Here is a 19031-nt window from a genome sequence, read left to right as displayed (position 1 = left end):
TTATACTTAAATGCATTTCTATAAGTTAATTCTTTTAAGATCAATAGCGCCCTCTGGGCACTGCTCATGACAGCAGTAACATCTGATGCATTTATCGTATTCTATTTTCGCTGAAATTTTGTCCATTGTAATTGCTTTTTCAGGGCAGCTTCTTAGACAGACGCCACATCTTATACATTTTTGCTTTATGATTTTAGGTTTTTGAACAAATAACTTCCGGTATATCGGGGCTACAATTTTATTATACATATATATTATTTCAGTTGTACTATTTCCGTGGAAAGTCTGAGGAAGTTCAAAATCTTGTATGTTAACTAAATCCCCTATTACTTTATATGAACCATTTGTGATATTATTTTCTAAGCCAACTTTTAGATAAGGGACAGAATTTGGGGACAAGCCGATAATCTCTGAAAAAACAAAATCTAGTGAGAAAGGGTCCTTTGAACCAACAAGGACTCCAGTATTTCGGGGCGTTCCCTTCATAGCCGGGCCATCACCTTCAAGTGATATTATTCCATCCATTAAACTAAGTGAAGGATTAGTTACATTCAAGATGTCTATTAGCGCTTTTGAAAAGTCCAATATATCTCTAAATCTGGAATGGTATGAAGTTTTTTCAATCCCAGGTATAGCACCAAACATATTTTTAACTGCACCTGTAATAAAAGTCAGAGAATGGGTCTTCATTTTCGGCAAATTTATAATTACATCCGAATCTGCAAGTTTTTTCAAGATTCTTACTTTCTTTAATAGGAGCCCATTTTTTACTTCAATTATTTCGGTAGAAGTATCGAAGTTTAAAAACTCCCTGTAGTCTTTGAACACATCCCAGTAACCAGTTGATTTATATAAATGCCTAAGGGAAGGTTTGTTAAAGGGTATGCCACTACCTGGACTGTCGATTACAAAAGGCTCCCCACCAACTTCAATAACTCTCTTAAAAATTTCAAATGTGAACAAAGGATGGGTAACAATTCCTTTTTGAGGAGAAGAATAAACAATGAAGTTCGGCTTTAATGCGACCGTATCTCCTTTTTTTACAAATCTCTCAATACCCCCCAAATCACTTAAGACTTTATCTATGCCCTCTGAGAGACCTTTTTCATAGTCTAGAGCGTTTCTAATTGATACTATTTCAGTCATGTTTCATCAGATAAGAAATTCCTTCAATCAATAGGTCAGTGATTGCACTTTCCACTTCTTTTGCAACTGCTTTTTCTGGGGGATGCTCCATCTCAGAAGCCTTATCAAGAATTTGCCTGCTTTGGGAGTCCTCATAAATAAATAGTAAGACGCCAAGCAATAGAACAATAACTCCGGCAACAATAAGAATCACAGAGAATCCAAATCCAACTAAGAACAGGAACATAGATGATAAAAACAAAGTAAAAAATAGGATAATTCCGTCCTCTCTTTTTCTCCTTGCATCTTCTATAAATCTCCTGTGCTTAAGACCATAATAATCAGGTTCCATCATATCACCTTAAGTCCTGGAAATCTTTTTAGGATCATTCCTTCCGTCTGGAATATCCTATTGTAATCCATAAACCTTTTCGCGGATAAAAGTCTTTCCTTGCTTTCTGCATAAAGCTCTACTATAACGTCATCCTTTTCAACACGGTCACCCACTTTATAATTTAATAAGAGACCTGCACCCTTGTCAAATGGAGTGCCTAGAATCTTTGCAACTTTAACAATGGTAGCATTATCAACTTTTGTGATATACCCAGAATCCTCGGATAATATTGTTTCTTTGAACTTTCCTAGAGGTATCTCTTCTGGCTTTATATCAGATTTGCCTCCTTGAGCTGCTATAATCTCTCTAAACTTTTCTAAGGCTTTCCCACTTTCAAGAATATCTCTTGCCATCTCCTTACCTTTTCCAACTTCGGCTTTCTTGCCTAGTTCAAGGAGTATCGCCGCAAGGCCAATAGCTTTTTCAGTGAGACTCTCACTCTGCTTTCCTTCTAAGGCTATCAAAGCCTCTCTTGCCTCAAGAGCAGGACCAACAGCGTTTCCTATTGGCTGGCCCCCATATGTAACAGCAACTTCAACATGCATACCAAGTGATGAACCAAGTTCTGCGAAATTTGAGGCAAGCTTCCTTGCATTCTCCCATGTACTAATCTTTGTTCCTTCTCCCATGGGCATGTCAATCAAAAGAAACTCAGCACCCATTGCATATTTTTTGCTTAAAACACTTGCAAGGATAATAGGTTCTGGATCAATATGGAGCCTTCTTTCAACTTCAACTATCTTTTCATCTGCCGGTGTTAAATTTAAGACTCCGCTCCATGCAAGACACCCGCCAGTTGTTTTGACAATTTCCTTTAATTTGTCAGGAGAAAAATCAACAGGTGATATGACCTCGACGACATCGGCTGTACCTGCAGGGGATGTTATTGCCCTTGAAGAAGTTTTAGGGATATAAAGGCCAGCAGACGCAACTATAGGTACAGTCAAAAGAGCAGTTTTATTGCCCGGAACTCCACCAATGCTGTGGACATCCATTATAGGACTTTTGTCAAATCTTATCATTGTACCTGTTTCTGCCATTGCACGCGTAAGGTACTCTATCTCTTTTGTCGATGTTCCAAGTATCTGGGTTGTAGTAAGAAAACTAGAGATTATTATGCTGTCGATATTACCATCTATTATTCCACCAACAAACTTTGTAATCTCTTCCTTTGTCAGTATCTTCCCGTCTAGTTTCTTTTTTGATATATGGGCAAGATCCATATTTACATCGGGAAATACTTCAACTACATCATTTTCCTGATGATTATAGCGCTTTGATTTTTTTTGAGGAACTCCTATAAAACCTTCCTTGACGATATCTTTTGTCAATACCGCAGATGATGAATATGATGAATCCGTTCTTCTAATAATAATCTTTTCTCCAGGATCAATTCTTTCCTTTATCGCATCCTTAACATTCAAAAAAACAATATCCTGCGTTTCCTGGATATCAAGATACTTTATTTTAAGTTCCATAATAGCTATATTGTAAACGATTAATAAAAGAGTTACTATTTTTTCACGATTATTTTTTGAGATATTCTCAAATTTCAGATATTATTTTTCGTAACTTTTATAAATAGCATTAATATCTCTCATACGAGTTGTAATTATGAGGAAATTATATGCAATTTTAGTAACGTTACTTTTTGTAACAAGCGTTTTTGGTGTTGCATCTATAACGGCAACTGGGCCATCATACTCGTGCAATGACTACTATAGGATTAGTAGAACTTCAGCTCACGTTGGAGATATACTAACAATGTCTTCACTTCTTGACGCCACAGGCGACGTTATGCTTGATAATAAAACACTAGGTAGTATATCTCGTGATATTGAATCCAAAGGAGGGCTGCCTTATCAATTAGGACCTCTTGAGCTGATCAATGTAGAATATTTTGATGAAGATTGGAACTTAATACACGCAGGATTTGCCCCCGAAAGTTACTGGAACGAACACCCAGAGGATTACCTTAAAATTAAGTGGATAACTTGGACATTTAGAGGAGCAAAACCAGGAGCAATTACATTAATTAATGAAGAATGTAATGAAGAAGTATCAATTACAATAACTCCAAAATCTACACCAATGTTCTCATTCATGAAGATACTCGGTTTCGGCAAGAAAAAATAAATCTTTTATTTTATTTATATTACATCTCTTTTTTTATGGATTCTAAATAAGCATTTAGAGATGACGCTAAACCTTTCTCTCTGGATATTCTCCTAATATCATCAAGGATACCTGAGCCATACTGCAATGCTTTCTTCTTGCGATTAATAATCTCAAGTGGGGCACCCAGATCTAACGCAATCTCCCTGAGAACATGCTTTCTTAAATCATCATCTGAGCTTTTGAGATTATATTCTCTTTCGATTTGCATCCCGATTTTTTTAACTTCTTCATCTAAAAACGGTGACATAAATTTTATTCCAAAACTTCCAAAAATCTCGTACTCTCTTTTGGAGAGTATTCCTTCTAGCTCCATTATATCCTTGTTTCTTAACTCAGTTGGGCTATCCCCTTTTGCTAAAGCCCTTCTATACTTGTCATAGCCAAAAAACAGTTCATCTGCACCTTGTCCCGATAGGCAGATATCAAAATTATCCTGCTTTATTCTTTTTGCAATAAGGTAAAATGTAGAACCTATCAATACGTCAAGACTATTCTCCACCCCAATTATTTCAATAGTCTTTTCAATTCCTTTTACAATTTCTTTATCCGATAGATTAATTATTTTTATTTCTGATCCTAAAGATTCCGAAGCAAGTCTTGAATAATAAAGGTCTTTTGAGCTATCGTTCCCAATTGTGTAGAGTATAGGCGTTGAATATTTTTTGACTAAGGCTGCAGTAATATAGCTGTCAACGCCACCAGAAAATGAAACAGGGACTTTTTCTCTTTTTCCCATCAAATCAGAAACAGATTTTGAAAGAGATTTGAGAAGTAATTCTTTTTGTTGCATTATACAACCTCATACTCTAAGTTTTCTCCTTCTCTTGAATAAATGAAATAATCTTCCTTTTCATAAGGATATCTAACTATTATGTGAACTTTTCCATAATGAGAAAAAAAGTTTAGATCCCCTTCAGAAGGTAATCCATTCCTTGATGGATGGGAGTGGACTGTGCCTATAATGGAGGTATCTATTGGAAGGCTGAAATGGGAAATTGTAGATGAATTTTTTCCAAAAATACTAAAAGGAGAAAAAACGACTTCAGAAATTACTCCTTTTACTTCTCTCAAAAAAGCAGCAAATTCATTTGGATAGGTATTTTTTGAGGCGTGAGATATGAAATCTATTAGCTCCTTATCAATCTTAATCAAAAGATTTCATTCCTCATCTTTATTATCCAGATTCTCAACTCTTTCAATCTTAATTTTGAAAGGAAGAATTGGTGTTCTAATCTCCTTTTTTTCTTTTAATACCTCTTCAAGCTTTAAGAATTCATTTAGTTCTTTTTCAAGCTGCTCAACCTTTCGGTCTACAAGTTTTGATGGGGAGACAGCAGTATATTTCTCTGGATCTTCTTGAGTTTTCTCAACAACCTTCATCTGCTCCATTGATGCTAAAGATTCACGGCACATGCTTGGGTAGATTGAAGTTCCCTCTGCAATGCTGTCGTACGTTGAGTTTCCTTTTTTTAGAAGGTATAGGTATATCTTAACTTTTGATTCAGTATCTAAGAAGAACTTTAGCATGTCCATTAATCCTTTATCTATGTCGCTTTTTTCCGGAACATTGATCTTTAGTTCCTTAGCATATTCTTTCATTTTATCACCTGATATTTTATTTATTTTCTGTTATATATAATTTATGATTATGATTTTAGGGACACTATATTCCCGTTTTTTATGAATACTACTTCGCATTTTGAAGTAAATATGCCGTTTTCAAATATCCCCGGTATGTCGTTAAGTTCTTTTTCTAAAGATTTAGGATTTTCAACAGTCGTAAAGAGGTCAATTATGAAGTTTCCATTGTCTGTCATCACAGGCCCATCTTTGTTATCTGCATTTCTTAATACAGGCTTTCCAAAAGAAGACAAAGATTCAAAGACTTTTCTATAAGCAAGTGGAAATACTTCAATAGTCACAGGGAAAAATTTTCCGAGCTTTTCTACAAGTTTTCTCTCTTCGCAAACAACAACAAATCTATTTGCATTGTAGTCAATTATCTTTTCCTGTAAGAGGGCCCCCCCTCTTCCTTTTAGGAGAGATAGAGTTGGATCTACTTCATCTGCACCATCAATTGCTATATCAATATCATGCTCATCTAGAGTTGTAACTGGTATTTTTGATTCTACAGCCAGTAGTTTTGCCTGGAAAGAAGTAGGTATTCCGTATATTGATATTCCCTCTTCTTTTATCCTTCTTCCAAGTTCTATTATTGTAAATGCAGTAGTACTTCCAGTTCCAAGTCCCACTATATCTCCATCTTTTACTAAAGATGCCGCATATATGCCTACAGATTTTTTATCATCCACGATATCTTCCAACCTTTACTTTTTTCTTAACTTGACTGAGTTTTCATAATCTTCCATGGCTTTCTCAAGCCTCTTAATGTCATCAACGAGATCCTTTGTGTTGTTGACTTCCCTGTATGGGCGATATCTGCTAGTTGGCTCTTCCTTTCTCAGAGGCCTTTCTCGTTCAACAGGCGCAGGTATCGGTCTCTGTCTTACAGTTCTATCAGGGGGCGGGGGTCTTTCATCAAACTCATCTTTCTTTACTGTAGCTTTGCCATTATTATTGTTTTTCTTAGGCCCTAATGATTTTTTCCAGCTTGAAAGGAAAACCATTGAAGAATCTAATCCACATATGAATGTGAAAATAATAAGGAAAATACCGAGGTTTGAATTGCCCCACATACTTAATTTTTCCAAGGGAGTTGGCTCTGCCTGACCCCTTAAAGCCTCAATGAACACGCTAGTTGGTGGTGCAGAGTAATAGACAATAAAGGACTTAACTCTCTCTGTTGTTTCAGGTGTAACTGTAGTTATTGTGTAATCATCAGGAACCTTAATCCCATTTATTCCTGCGTCCCCATATGGGTATGAAAAGGATATGTTAATATTATTATTTTCAAGTAGGATTGGGGGGTCATTTGTGCCTCTATCAAAGACAATCCAAAATTCTCCGTAAAATGAATCAACTGTTGCATTAAGCGGCAGTTGATAATAGTAGTCTCCTACTCTTTTGTAGGTAAGTGTTAAGATAGATGTCTTTTTATTTACGTCACCATCTCTTAAGAAGTAAGATTGAGTTGCATTCATATACAGTGGCTTTGTTGAGCTTACCACACCTTTTGCCTCAGACGGCTCAAGGAAAAATCTTTTTGATCTGTCTGGGTCATTGACAAAGGAAATTTCCATTCTGTCTATACCAGAATTTCTTGGGATATATACGTTCATTTTTAGAGTAATGGTATCTTTACCTAATACAAATCTAACATCTGAAATTCTAAGATTTTCATCTGGCCTTACCGTTCCTTCTGTTCCTAAGAACTTCATCTGAAATCGATAATGTTGAGAATTCGAGCCATTTTCAGCAGCAGCATAGGCTACAAATAATGTTAATGTAAATATAACTAAAGAAATGGATATACCCATTCTAAGCTTCCTGTTCATAAACTGCATTTTGGAAAAGAATATTTAAATCTTTCTAAAAAGATTAAACTATCGTCTATAATCTATAGCAATTTCTTTATATAACGATGATAATTAATAACTAATTATCAGTTTTTACAAATATTTATATAGATATTTTTTAAATATAACTAAAAAGAAGTGGTATTATGAGTAAAAATCTAATTGCAATACTCTCTTTACTCGTCCTTATTTTTGGGGCGACATCTTATCTAATGTTAACTGAAAATAAGGATTTGAAAGAGGACATTGAAACACTCACAATTGAAAAAAATCTCGTCACTGAAGAACGAGATACACTAAAAATACAGATTGAAACAATGATCCCGGTTTCTGAGAAAAATGCACTGAAGCTTGTAGATGCATACATCTGGGAAAACGGACAGAAAATTGCCAATACACGATCGTATTCATTCCACCCTTACAGTCCAACATACAAGATTAATGACAGAGGCAATTTTTACGAAATAGAAGTTTTGAGGGGCGTTGGAAAACTTGAAGGTAACAATCTTACAGTAAACTACCACGCTTTAAAATTTGAGGTAAACAAAAATACTGGAGAAGTAGAATACAAGGGGATGGCAGAATCAGCATTTCCAAGCACAGTCTACATAAGAGTTTCTTAAGAGTAGCCGCCAAATAACTTATTCAAGCATTCCTTGCAATAAGTTTTCTTTTTTTCATCTATATCGTAAATATCTTTAGAGATGTTCATTGAACATCCCGGGATCTTGCAGTGGTCAAGGCCAAGTGTGTGTCCAAGCTCATGCAACGCCTCTTTCAATGCTCTTTCCTTTATCAGAAAATCACTCTTGAAGTGATTTTTCAGAGGGGCAGTTGTAACAATTGCAATCTGGCCATCAACTTCCGCTTCACCAAAAAGAGTGCCTGTAAATCCAGATTTATATATCTCAAAATCTACTAATACTAATACTTTAAGAAGAACTTCAGTCTTCCCAAATTTTTTAAGAGATTCTTCTCTCCTTTCTTTCCCGAATATAAATAAACTCTGAGTATTGTATTTACCTACCTGGGGATTATATGCATTTGGTGGGATTTTATATATAGGGATCCCGCCAGAATTTGAAGCGTTGTAATAGCAACTTGCATTAATTCCAAGTGTGCCCCATAAGAGATTTTGTAACTCTTTTTGAAATTCAGCAAGAAATTTTTCTTCAAAGTTCCCCGCGGCAGCTATTCTGATATAGAGTTTATTATAAACCATTAAAGCTCATAAACCAACTGACTTAAAAATCTTACTAAGCTATTTTAATTTTTACACTAAACTATAAAAATCAAATTAACTTTAATTAATCTATGAAAAGATTCATTGTCTTTGAAGGCATTGATGCATCAGGGAAAGAAACACAAGCAAAATTACTTTCATCATTTTTTAGAGAGAAAGGTTATGAAGTCATGTTAACCCATGAGCCAATCTACGATGATCCTATAGGAAAAGTCATAAAATCAAATCTTGAAAAAAAGATTTCTCTAGCGTCTGAAACAGTAGCAATGCTCTATGCAGCCGATAGGCACGAGCACTTCTTAAAAATAAAAAAGGCTTTGTTCGAAAATAAAATAGTTATTTCAGACAGATACAAATACTCTAACATGGCGTATCAAGGAGCAAATGGTGTAGACCCCAAATGGATCCAAGAAATAGAAAAATATTCACTTGATCCCGACATTGTTTTCTACATAAGAATAAGGCCAGAATCCGCAATGAAAAGAAGGAAAGAAAAAGACCTTTATGAGGAAAATATTGATTTCCAAAAGAAAGTTTTTGACATATATGAACTCCTCTCAAATAAATACAAATTTATTGTCATAGACGGCGAGCAAAGCATAGACGAGATCCATAAGAACGTATTGAAACATTTAGAGGATTAATGCTGGGCCTATCGTTTTTTATCTCATAATTTAAAATATTCTAAATCAAAACTCTTATAAGTAGTGTTACGAAATAGCCATTAGTGTTATGGTGAGAAGATGAAAGTAACCACAATGGACTTTGATAACATGGCCCCCAAAGAGCTCTCTAAAAGGCTTTCTGAGTTTCATGGACATCTTGGACCTTATTTAGTTCTTGGTGCAAAAATGGGCCTCTATGCAAAAAAGACCCTTAGCAGTTCCCCATTTGAAATTTTTGCAGAGATTACAATGCCGCTAAAACCCCCTCTATCATGTACAATCGATGGGATACAGTTTACATCAGGAGCCACAACTGGAAAGGCAAATCTAAAAGTTTCTGACGGCCTACCTATAAAGATTGTTTTTTATAAAGAAAATGATGGCATCGTTATTGTTCCAAAAGAAGCTATATTAGAAAAAATTAGAACACAAGTTGGTCATGAAGATCTTGAGACCCTAGCTGAACATATTATGGAGAAAGATTATACTGAACTTTTTGAGGTTCAAAAATGGACAAAGCAATAGAATTAAATTCAGTTGACACTACATATGAAGGTGAAAAAATTCCTTGTTTAAAGGATATTACACTTAATATACAAAAAGGTGAATTCATAGCAGTGATCGGCCCTAATGGAGCAGGCAAAACTACACTACTTGAAACTATTAATGGGCTCCTTCAATCCAATAAGGGCGAAGTAAAAGTATTGGGAAAGGCTTTGAGAGGCGATGGAAACGATATAAGAAAATATGTAGGGTACGTGCCTCAGGATTATTCTATTGATGAGCTAACTCCTTTTTTAGTCTCAGATGTTGTTCTAATGGGGAGATATGGTAAGATTGGATTATTAAAGCCAATAACAAAAAAAGATAAAGAAATTGCTAAGAGTATGATGGACTATATGGGGATAGATGGCATATCGAAAAGACCTATAGGAAAACTCTCTGGCGGCCAAGCACAGAAGGTAATGATTGCAAGAGCTCTTGCCAAAGAACCTGAAATTATACTCATGGACGAGCCATTTTCAAATCTTGACTTTGAAGCAAGAAGGGAAGTTTCAGAAAAACTTATTCATTTTCATAAAAGCAAAGGCATGACCTTTGTCATCGTTATTCATGATATAGCTTCAATTCCAAAAGCATGCAATAGGGTCATTGTGATGGACAATGGGAAGATCGTTGCAGACGGCAATAAAGAAGATATATTGAAACCAGAGCTTCTCGAAATGGGATACAAGGGAATTGTATGTTAGATCTTTTTTCTACAAAAATAATTCTTTTTGCTATTATTGGTGCTGTTCTAACTGGCTATACTTGCTCTTTGATGGGCACATTTGTTGTGAGAATGAATCTCTCTTCACTCGGATTTGCAATGTCTCACGCAGCTTTTGCTGGTGCTGCACTTGGTATATTTTTAAGAAAAGACCCATTAATTTTTGCACTATTATTTTCAACTTTTGTTTCGCTTGCTTTAGGGCCTTTAGCTGACAAAGCAAAGTTAAAGACGGATGTTGTAATAGGGGTAATATTCTCCTTATCAATGGCATTGGGGCTATTGTTTCTGAATATGTCTCCCGACACGGCCATGTCAAGCACTGCTATGAGTATATTATGGGGCAGTGTGTTAGGTATGACAACAGCAGACATTATGTATTTATTAATAATTACAGTGATTGCAATATTATTTGTAATAATGTTCTTTAAGGAGATAAATGCAATTCTCTTTGACAGAAAACTTGCTAGGGCTTCAGGAATAAACGATAAGCCATTTTATTATCTGATCCTTTTTTTAACTAGTCTAACGGTAGCATTTTCTTTAAAACTTGTCGGCGGACTTTTGGTATTTGCTTTGATGATAAATCCCACATCATCGGTATACCAGTTTTCCTATGACATGAAGAAGATAATCCTCTTCTCGCCCATAGTTGGAGTAATATCATGCCTTTTGGGGATTCTTACCTCCTTTACCTTTGACTTGCCCACAGGTTCTGCTATCGCCATCGTATGTTCAGCAATATTTGGGATTTCAGTTCTTATTTCCCCTAAAAGAAGAAAAGGATAAACTATTAGCAAAGATATTTATATTTGTAGATTTATAATCATGGCATGACAATAGTTTTATCGGTACTTAATGAAGGAGAAGTATTTATCGCAAAAGAGCTTGACCCAAAAACGATTAGTTATCTTGAAAGGAATATTGAAGGTTTGATGATTAAAACGGACAATTTACAAGGCGTAGCTGGATTCAAGTATATTACTTTTCCCAAAGGATACAAAATCAATGTTGAGGAAAGATTAATCAAAATCATTTTCCCAGAAGGAAAGATAAAAAAAGGGTCGATTAATATTCTTTATTAAGTTCTAAACAAATCTTTTTCTTTTTCTCTCAAAAGCTCTTTTGAAGAGCCTTCGCCTTTTAGATATCTAGCACCCCTAATAACAACAACAGGGATGCCCTCATTAGCTTGCCCCATGAGAAGGGACGCTGCAGAAGCCACTTCGTCTGCAGTTGATATTATGGAAGATTTTAACTCATAACCATATAGATCCTTTTCACCGGCCCTTTTCCACAAGGGGTTCATACCTGAAATTCCAATTGCAATCCCAATGGCACCACTCCTAAAAGGCCTCCCTTGAGTATCAGATATGATAACAGCCACTTCTTTGCCTGTCATTTTTTTTAATGATACTCTAATCTTTTCTGCTTCGTGGTCTGGATCTCTTGGCAGAAGACCAACTATGGATTCATCACCACAGACATTTGACACATCTATACCGGCACTTGCGCATATATTCCCATCTTTTGTTTCAACTACAATAACGGTATCTCCTACCTTTAGAACTTCCTTGGATTCATCGAGAATAAGTTGTACTAATCTTGGATCTTTCCCTGTTTTTTTGCCGAGCTCAATGGCCTTATCACAAGGTTTTATTTTTTTAATATCTATTACTCTGTCCTGTGATTTAGACACAATAGTTTCACATATGACTACAATATCGTTGTCTTCTAGTTTAATATTTTCAGAAATAATTTTGGCAAGATTGTCTTTTTCTTTTATTAAAGGTACACCTAAAACTGGGATTATCCTTATTTCATCTGTCAGCTACTTCACTCTCTTTGAAAAGTTCACTATAAAATTGATTCAGATAAAATCTGATACTTATCTTAACTTATAAAAATATTCTAAACATTAAGAATAATAAGAAGGAAAAATAAAGTTCTAAGCAATAGTGGCTAGAACATCTCCGGTCTTTACAATATCTCCTTCTTTTACGTAGACCTTTTGCAAGATCCCAGATGTCGGCGAAACAATTTCATTTTCCATCTTCATTGCAGATATTATGAAAACAACTGAATCTTTTTTGACAGGCTTTCCTATCTCACCAACTATCTTTAAGACCGCTCCTGGCAAAGGAGCTCTCAAAGAAAAGCCACCATTATCTTGTGATTGTTGAGTACTTGGTTGTGTTTTTGTGATTTCTTTTGGCGCTGCCTTCTCAATCTCTTTTTGCTCCACCTTAGGTTTAGCCACATGGTTTTTCCTTTTCTCAAAGAAAGTAAGTGCAATCTCCGGGAAAAGAGCATATGATAGTACATCCTCTTCCTTCTCGATTTTGTCTTTTATTTCGTCCTTGAACTTTTGATAGGAAGGTTTTTTTAATTCTGGTGATTTTTCATAAGAAACTTTTTCGTCACCAATTACGATTTTTTGGATATCTTTATCAATAGGCGCTGCGGGTCTTCCATATAATCCCTTAACATAGTTCTTAACCTCATTTGGGATCAATTTGTACCTCTGACCAGAAAGGACGTTCAATGTAGCTTGGGCTCCAACTATCTGACTAAGTGGAGTAACAAGTGGTGGGTATCCTAATTCTGCTCTCACCTTTGGGACTTCAAGAAGAATGTCTTCAAGCCTGTCCCCCGCATTTTGTTCCTTAAGCTGGGACACGAGATTTGACATCATACCTCCGGGTATCTGGAAATGAAGAATCTGGGTATTAACAGTAAGGGATGCTGGACTCAATAATTCTTTGTATTTATCTATAAGTTTTTTGAAATAGTTTGCAATTTTGAATACCCTTTCGATATCTATATCTGATTTATACTCAGTGTTTTCAAGCATTGCATACATAGTTTCTACACCAGGCTGGCTTGTTCCAAAAGAGAAAGGCCCTATCGCGGTATCAATTATATCGACCCCAGCTTCTATTGCTTTGAAGTAACTTGTTGGGGCCATACCACTTGTGCAATGTGAATGTAAACACACAGGCAAGTCAAAATTTTCTTTAAGTGATTTGACAAGGTTAAATGCGTCCATTGGATTTATCAATCCCGCCATATCTTTGATACAGATAGAATCAATTTCTAAGGCAACCATCTCTTCGGCGACCTTAATGTAATAATCAATTGTGTGAACAGGACTAATTGTGTAGCTTAGTGCCCCCTGCGCATGACCACCAACATTTTTAATAGCCTCAATTGGAACTTCCATGTTTCTGATGTCGTTAAGGGCATCAAATATCCTGAATATATCAATTCCTCTATTAAACGAGGCCTCAACAAATTTATGGACAATATCGTCAGGGTAGTGTTTGTACCCAACTAAGTTCTGCCCCCTCAAAAGCATCTGAAAAGGTGTTTTAGGCGCTTCTTCCTTTAACTTCGTAATTCTCTCCCACGGGTCTTCATTTAGATATCTTATGGCAGAGTCAAAAGTTGCCCCGCCCCACATCTCAAATGAATGGAAACCTACCTTATCCATTTCGCCAACAATCTCTAGCATATCCTCAGTTCCAAGCCTTGTGGCTATAAGGGACTGATGGGCATCCCTCAATGTTGTATCTGTTATTTTGACCTTTGACATGATAATCTCCACTTAAGACATAATTAAAATCATAAATTACTAGAATTAGGAGCCTATGAATGGGATTAAAATCCCGTCGTATTATCAAAAGTAGTTTTCATACCTATGGGCTCCATAATATCATATTTATTGATTCTAAATGATTTAAAAATATTACTGTTAATATACTACTTAATTATCTTTTTTTGTCTTATAATGGTCATATTCAAGCCAAATTTTACTTTTGTAAACCCTAAAATTTCATATGGCCCAGATTATTATTCAGGAACGTACAAGTCTAAGATTGGGGCCAAATAAAAATATTTTTAAGACTTTATCTGGCCTAGATTGGCTATATATCTATAAATAAATATAAATATTAGAGGATAATAAGATTTTTTATATATTATATATACAAATGAAAAATATATATAATTATTAGTGGAGGAATACAATGAGAAAAAGAATAGGATACCTAGAAGGTACAGATTCAAAGATATTAAGCTCTTTCATTGCAAAAGGCTACAATACAATGACCCTTGGAAATGGCTTAGACGGCCATGGGAAGTTTCTTGCGCATATCGACCCTAGTGACAAACTCTGTGCCGTTGTTGGATATTTGCACAAGTTCTTACCTTTAACAGATCAAAAAATAACACCAAACGATTTACTTTATGGGTGCAGATTGCACAACATCCCAGTGTTCATAATGGTGCCAAAAGAGGTAATGACCGAGGGGAAAAAAGTTCTGGAAGATGTTTCAGACTTTGTCAATTTCGTGGAGCCAGAGTCAGCACTTGAAGCAATTTTGGTCTTTTTAGGCAATAAATAAGCGTAATTTTTTAAGTCTTTTATTTTATTTTATTTTATGTTCTCTACCTTTGACCTTAAAGAGATCACAAAAGAATTATCCGATATAGAAAGAATGCGGGTAGACAAAATATATCAGCTTGGCAACGAGATAAGGATAAAATTTTTTGGTCGAGGCAGAGAAGACCTTGTAATAAAACCACCACTTGCAGTTTTTGTTACATCATACCCAAAGCCTGCACCAAAAAATCCAACGTGGTTTGCAATGCTTTTAAGAAAGCACCTTAAAGCGATGTGGCTCTTTAAAATCGAACAATATGATTTTGATAGAATTCTCATGTTTTCTTTTGGATTTTATGAGGATAATAACCCAGTTGTAAAATTTGTTTTGATAGTTGAGATGTTTAGAGATGGCAACATAATCTTGGCAAATAACGAGAATGTTATTGTTGGTATTCTCTCTAGAGAGTATATGAAAGATAGGACTCTAGCTCCTAAATCCGCATACATATTTCCTGAAAAGAAAAAAGGATTTGACCTTAGCGTAGAGGAAATAATTGAACTGTCAAAAGAAAAAGAGATTGTAAGGGAGCTTGCAACACAGCTCAATATAGGTGGACTATATGCTGAGGAGTTATGTCTTTTAGCGGGAGTTGATAAATCCAAGAAAGACATATCAAAAGAAGAAGCCCTCAAGATTAAAGATGCCCTCATCACGTTAAGCGATTTAAAAAAAGACCCAATGATCATTAAGAAAAATGATCAGGTAGTTGACATAGTTCCTTATGATCTAGTTTCATACAATGGGCCTGAATTTGAAAAGGTCAGATACGACTCTTTCTCAAAGGCTCTGGATGAAGTTTATGGCAAGGGCGAGTCTGAAGAGATTTTGAGGGAAGAGTTATCCACTCACCAGAAAAAGATCCAGAAATTTGAAAGAATGCTGAAATCTCAAAGAGACCTTTATAACTCATACATAGAAGAAAGAGAGCTTTACAAAATACTGGGTGATTTGACATACGAAAAATATCCCATAATCGAAGAATCGATAAAGGTCATAGAACAGGCAAAAAAGAACTATTCTCTTGACGAGATTAAGAAAAAGCTTGCAGAAAATAAATTAATTTCCGATGTTGACTTCAAGACTGGTATAATTACCTTTAACTTTGATGTACAACTTCCAATCGAATTGAAAAAAGATGTCAATGAAAATGCTAATCAATTTTATGAAAAATCAAAAAAAATGAAGAGAAAGATAGACGGTGCAAGAATAGCGATGGAAAACACCGAAGCCAAACTTTTGTCTCTTAAAGAACAAGAGGAAGAGTTGGAAGTTGAAAAACCGAAAGCAATTGAAAAGAAAGCAAGGGAATGGTTTGAAAGATTCAGATGGTTTATTTCAAGTGAGGGGAACATCGTTTTAGGGGGAAGGGATTCTTCTTCTAATGAGGTGATTGTAAAGAAGTACATGGAAGACAATGACATTTATTTCCATGCAGACGCATATGGCGCGCCACATGTTGTTGTAAAAGATGGCAGCAAGGCAACTGATATTACTTTAAATGAGGCCGCAATATTTGCAGTATCATTTTCCTCCCTCTGGAAAGACGGGTATGGCGGCGGCGACGCATACTGGGTCAAACCGGATCAGGTCACAAAGGAAGCCCCGTCGGGAGAATATCTGAAAAAAGGTGCTTTTTCTATAAAGGGTAAAAGAAACTACATCAAATCTGTATCTATAAAGCTAACAATTGGTATTACCTCTGAAGGCAAGTTTATGTGTGGGCCTGATATACCAATTGAAAAGCATACAGTTAAAAACGTAAAAATAATGCCTGGCAAACATAAGAAAGAGTCATTTGCCAAGAGATTAGCAAAGATCTTTGAAACTGATGACATCGACGGAATTGTTCAAGCACTCCCTCCAGGTGGATGTGATATAAGAGGTAACTAAGATGGATCCATATCTGTATGTTTTTCTAATATCAATTGTACCGTGGCTAGAACTGAGGGGTAGCATACCGTTTGGGATAATAATGGGTCTGGACGTCACACGAGTTCTATTGATTAGTTTAATGGGTGGAATATTAGTCATACCAGTTCTGTTTGTAGCTTTGGACCACATATTTCCAATTGTAAGGAGAATAAAAATTATCGATCGTTTGTATCTGATATGGGAATCTAGGGTACATAGGAAGTATGAGAAGTATTCCGATTGGGAAATGATTGGTCTTATGATATTTGTAGCTATCCCCCTCCCAGGGACGGGAGTTTATTCTGGAACTTTCTTAGCTTATTTATTGGGCCTAAATAGAAAATGGTCATTTGTTGTTATCTCTTTAGGTGCACTTATTGCAGGGATATTGGTAAGCTTGATATCTCTCGGTCTTAAATCCAATGTTGTTTATCTTGGAGGCATTATTTGAGATTGGCTGTAATGTCCGATGTTCATGGAAATAGCGAAGCATTATCCTCAGTTTTAAGAGATATAGAAGGGCAAGAGACAGACAAGATAATATGCACTGGAGACCTAGTTGGTTATGGGCCTTATCCAAATGAAGTGGTCGATGTTTTTATTGATCAAAACATTAACTCTACACTAGGAAATCATGATGTTGCAACATTTGATATGGAGCTATTGAATGACCTTGGCGGAATTGCACATGAAAGTATCATGGTTACTTTAGATATTTTAGGAAAAGATGAAAAAAATTATCTTAAAAAGTTACCAAAATCAATCGATTGTAGAAATTTCCACTTTGCCCATGCATCTCCCCCAGATAACGTGCGCGGTTACATTACCTGAAAAAGCATCGGTGAAATAAAATACCTTTTTAGTCAATTCGATTCTAAACTCTGCTTTATAGGTCACACCCACCTTCTTGCAAAATATTACATCGAAAACAATGAATTGAAATTTGAGTCAATGGAAGAAGGAAAAATATTGCTTGATCAAGAGAAGAAGTATATACTTAACGTCGGGAGCGTTGGCCAGCCAAGAGACGGGATCCATAAGGCAAAGTATGTAATTTTCGACGAAGACGATTATTCCCTAGAAGTGAGATTTGTAGATTATGACATAAAAAAAGTTCAGAATAAAATTATAGAGTTAGGATTTCCAAGGAAGAACGCAGAATTTCTCGGCCCTATATGACCAAAAGGTCTTTTGTAAAAGTTGTAAGTATTTCGGGCTTTCCTTTTTTAACAACCAAAGTGTCCTCAATCCTCACCCCGCCCAATTCAGGGATGTATATTCCAGGCTCAATAGTGAAAACCATATTCTCTTCAATCGTATAATCACTTATCGGGCTTAGGCCAAGCGTGTCATGAGTTTCAAGCCCGATACCATGGCCAAGAGAGTGGATGAATCTCCCCTTAAATTCAGTGCTGTCGATGTATTTTGACACGCTGTTGTGAACATCCTTTGCAATTACTCCAGGCTCCAAGGCATCAATTCCTAGGACCTGCGCCTCAAGGACAGTTTCATAGATCTTCTTTTGTTCTTTGCTTACTTTTCCATAGAAGAAAGTTCGTGTCATATCAGAGCAATAACTATTGTATTTGCCGGCAAAGTCCAATAGCACAAAATCTCCTTTCATTAAAGCCGAATCAGAACTCTCATAATGTGGCAAAGAGGAATTTGCACCAAAGGCTGCAATAGTGTCATACGAAAGGGCATCTGCACCATTTTTCTTGAGTTGAAACTCTATCTTGAAAGAGAGCTCTTTTTCTGTAAGCCCATCTCTTAGCATAGCTGGAATTTCCCCAAATGTTTTGGATGTTATCTTGGATGCTTTTCTTATATTTTCAATTTCCTTTTTGTCTTTGATTGCCCTTGTAAAATTAATCTCCTTTGTTACGTCAACTAGATTCCCCTTATAGGTCTCCTTTAACTTTTCAACTTCCAAATAAGTTATCGAGGAAAAAGAAAGGCCGAGATTCTGTCCTTTTATATGCTCTTTAAGAAGCTTAATCCGCTCATCTCTAGAGTTATAAACATAGATCTCAAAATCACCTTTGGATTTTTCAGCCGCTTCCTGCTCCATCGTCGAGGTAAAAAGTTTTGAGTTGCCATCAGGGTATAAAATTAGAAAAGATCCGTCAAAAAGGCCGCCTGAAGCCTTGCTGAAATAAAAGAAATTGACGTCAGGAAAAGTTGACCTTGAAACAAGGACACACTCTACATCCTTCTTTTCTTTAGCGATATATCCAAAAAGCCTTTCGATTCTATCTTTCATCACAATCACTAACAGTAAATTATATAACAGAATTATCAGATGTCTATAAAAGAGTGAT

General features: G+C 35.9%; 24 protein-coding genes. 12 read left to right on the top strand and 12 right to left on the bottom strand.

The features are described from left to right. Window positions 1-18 precede the first annotated feature (18 nt). Genes KO464_03475 through KO464_03465 form a run of 3 tightly spaced genes read right to left on the bottom strand, consistent with a single transcriptional unit; the run spans window position 19 to window position 2997 of the window. On the bottom strand, window positions 19-1146 hold the full coding sequence (locus KO464_03475; protein MCC7572431.1) for a DUF362 domain-containing protein: 1128 nt from the start codon (window positions 1144-1146) through the stop codon (window positions 19-21). Continuing rightward, window positions 1139-1477, bottom strand: coding sequence for a hypothetical protein (locus KO464_03470; protein MCC7572430.1), 339 nt, complete (start codon window positions 1475-1477; stop codon window positions 1139-1141). The genes KO464_03475 and KO464_03470 overlap by 8 nt, the downstream gene beginning before the upstream one ends. Then, window positions 1477-2997: an AMP phosphorylase gene (locus KO464_03465; GenBank protein MCC7572429.1), complete on the bottom strand. Its 1521-nt coding sequence runs from the start codon at window positions 2995-2997 to the stop codon at window positions 1477-1479. Before KO464_03465 ends, KO464_03470 begins: the two co-directional genes overlap by 1 nt. Before the next feature lie 136 nt (window positions 2998-3133). On the opposite strand from KO464_03465, the gene KO464_03460 reads away from it, so the two are divergent. Then, window positions 3134-3655, top strand: coding sequence for a hypothetical protein (locus KO464_03460; GenBank protein ID MCC7572428.1), 522 nt, complete (start codon window positions 3134-3136; stop codon window positions 3653-3655). A gap of 19 nt (window positions 3656-3674) precedes the next feature. On the opposite strand, the gene KO464_03455 is transcribed toward KO464_03460, so the two are convergent. From KO464_03455 to KO464_03435, 5 genes are read right to left on the bottom strand one after another with little or no spacing between them, the layout of a single operon-like run. Next, window positions 3675-4487, bottom strand: a complete 813-nt coding sequence (locus KO464_03455) for an asparagine synthase C-terminal domain-containing protein (GenBank protein MCC7572427.1) — start codon at window positions 4485-4487, stop codon at window positions 3675-3677. Beyond that, window positions 4487-4849, bottom strand: coding sequence for a metalloprotease (locus KO464_03450; protein MCC7572426.1), 363 nt, complete (start codon window positions 4847-4849; stop codon window positions 4487-4489). Before KO464_03450 ends, KO464_03455 begins: the two co-directional genes overlap by 1 nt. Before the next feature lie 6 nt (window positions 4850-4855). Next, window positions 4856-5296 carry a transcriptional regulator gene (locus KO464_03445; GenBank protein MCC7572425.1) on the bottom strand — a complete coding sequence of 147 codons (441 nt, stop codon included), beginning with the start codon at window positions 5294-5296 and terminating at the stop codon, window positions 4856-4858. Window positions 5297-5343: 47 nt separating this feature from the next. Then, on the bottom strand, window positions 5344-6009 hold the full coding sequence (rpiA, locus tag KO464_03440) for a ribose 5-phosphate isomerase A (GenBank protein MCC7572424.1): 666 nt from the start codon (window positions 6007-6009) through the stop codon (window positions 5344-5346). Between the two features lie 15 nt (window positions 6010-6024). After that, a complete protein-coding gene (locus KO464_03435) occupies window positions 6025-7152 on the bottom strand; it encodes a hypothetical protein (protein ID MCC7572423.1) in 1128 nt (375 codons plus the stop codon). 167 nt (window positions 7153-7319) lie between these two features. On the opposite strand from KO464_03435, the gene KO464_03430 reads away from it, so the two are divergent. Continuing rightward, window positions 7320-7796, top strand: a complete 477-nt coding sequence (locus KO464_03430; protein MCC7572422.1) for a hypothetical protein — start codon at window positions 7320-7322, stop codon at window positions 7794-7796. Here the strand turns inward: KO464_03430 and KO464_03425 are convergent. After that, on the bottom strand, window positions 7793-8395 hold the full coding sequence (locus KO464_03425; protein ID MCC7572421.1) for an archaemetzincin: 603 nt from the start codon (window positions 8393-8395) through the stop codon (window positions 7793-7795). The two genes, KO464_03430 and KO464_03425, sit on opposite strands and share 4 nt — an antisense overlap. Before the next feature lie 92 nt (window positions 8396-8487). On the opposite strand from KO464_03425, the gene tmk reads away from it, so the two are divergent. The 5 genes from tmk (at window position 8488) to KO464_03400 (ending at window position 11436) form a co-directional block, all read left to right on the top strand. Then, a complete protein-coding gene (tmk, locus tag KO464_03420; GenBank protein MCC7572420.1) occupies window positions 8488-9060 on the top strand; it encodes a dTMP kinase in 573 nt (190 codons plus the stop codon). A 99-nt stretch (window positions 9061-9159) separates the two neighbouring features. Further along, window positions 9160-9606 carry a formylmethanofuran dehydrogenase subunit E family protein gene (locus tag KO464_03415; protein ID MCC7572419.1) on the top strand — a complete coding sequence of 149 codons (447 nt, stop codon included), beginning with the start codon at window positions 9160-9162 and terminating at the stop codon, window positions 9604-9606. Next, window positions 9591-10331, top strand: coding sequence for a metal ABC transporter ATP-binding protein (locus tag KO464_03410; protein MCC7572418.1), 741 nt, complete (start codon window positions 9591-9593; stop codon window positions 10329-10331). The genes KO464_03415 and KO464_03410 overlap by 16 nt, the downstream gene beginning before the upstream one ends. Further along, window positions 10325-11140 (top strand): metal ABC transporter permease, encoded by an 816-nt coding sequence (locus KO464_03405; GenBank protein MCC7572417.1) that lies wholly within the window; start codon window positions 10325-10327, stop codon window positions 11138-11140. Before KO464_03410 ends, KO464_03405 begins: the two co-directional genes overlap by 7 nt. Window positions 11141-11184: 44 nt before the next feature. Then, window positions 11185-11436: a hypothetical protein gene (locus tag KO464_03400; protein ID MCC7572416.1), complete on the top strand. Its 252-nt coding sequence runs from the start codon at window positions 11185-11187 to the stop codon at window positions 11434-11436. Here the strand turns inward: KO464_03400 and KO464_03395 are convergent. Together KO464_03395 and KO464_03390 are read right to left on the bottom strand one after the other, a co-directional pair. After that, window positions 11433-12182, bottom strand: a complete 750-nt coding sequence (locus KO464_03395; GenBank protein ID MCC7572415.1) for a coenzyme F420-0:L-glutamate ligase — start codon at window positions 12180-12182, stop codon at window positions 11433-11435. The two genes, KO464_03400 and KO464_03395, sit on opposite strands and share 4 nt — an antisense overlap. 117 nt (window positions 12183-12299) lie before the next feature. Beyond that, on the bottom strand, window positions 12300-13946 hold the full coding sequence (locus KO464_03390; GenBank protein ID MCC7572414.1) for a pyruvate/oxaloacetate carboxyltransferase: 1647 nt from the start codon (window positions 13944-13946) through the stop codon (window positions 12300-12302). A gap of 433 nt (window positions 13947-14379) precedes the next feature. Between KO464_03390 and KO464_03385 the strand changes: the two genes are divergently transcribed. The 5 genes from KO464_03385 to KO464_03365 all read left to right on the top strand — a co-directional run bounded on the left by KO464_03385 (window position 14380) and on the right by KO464_03365 (window position 17889). Next, window positions 14380-14757 (top strand): hypothetical protein, encoded by a 378-nt coding sequence (locus KO464_03385; GenBank protein MCC7572413.1) that lies wholly within the window; start codon window positions 14380-14382, stop codon window positions 14755-14757. 36 nt (window positions 14758-14793) lie between these two features. After that, window positions 14794-16689, top strand: a complete 1896-nt coding sequence (locus KO464_03380) for an NFACT family protein (GenBank protein ID MCC7572412.1) — start codon at window positions 14794-14796, stop codon at window positions 16687-16689. Window position 16690: 1 nt separating this feature from the next. Then, window positions 16691-17161, top strand: a complete 471-nt coding sequence (locus tag KO464_03375; protein MCC7572411.1) for a small multi-drug export protein — start codon at window positions 16691-16693, stop codon at window positions 17159-17161. Next, the gene (locus KO464_03370; protein MCC7572410.1) at window positions 17158-17541 is read left to right on the top strand and encodes a metallophosphoesterase; all 384 of its coding nucleotides are present in this window, start codon (window positions 17158-17160) and stop codon (window positions 17539-17541) included. The genes KO464_03375 and KO464_03370 overlap by 4 nt, the downstream gene beginning before the upstream one ends. Before the next feature lie 120 nt (window positions 17542-17661). Beyond that, the gene (locus KO464_03365) at window positions 17662-17889 is read left to right on the top strand and encodes a hypothetical protein (GenBank protein MCC7572409.1); all 228 of its coding nucleotides are present in this window, start codon (window positions 17662-17664) and stop codon (window positions 17887-17889) included. Here the strand turns inward: KO464_03365 and KO464_03360 are convergent. Next, window positions 17882-18973, bottom strand: a complete 1092-nt coding sequence (locus KO464_03360; GenBank protein ID MCC7572408.1) for a Xaa-Pro peptidase family protein — start codon at window positions 18971-18973, stop codon at window positions 17882-17884. The genes KO464_03365 and KO464_03360 overlap by 8 nt on opposite strands. Window positions 18974-19031 lie beyond the last annotated feature (58 nt).

Origin of the sequence: Methanofastidiosum sp. (assembly GCA_020854815.1) — an archaeon.
In the GTDB taxonomy this organism is placed as follows: domain Archaea; phylum Methanobacteriota_B; class Thermococci; order Methanofastidiosales; family Methanofastidiosaceae; genus Methanofastidiosum.
The sequence above is the reverse complement of the archived record's forward strand: the minus strand, read 5'-3'. Positions and strand labels throughout refer to the sequence as shown.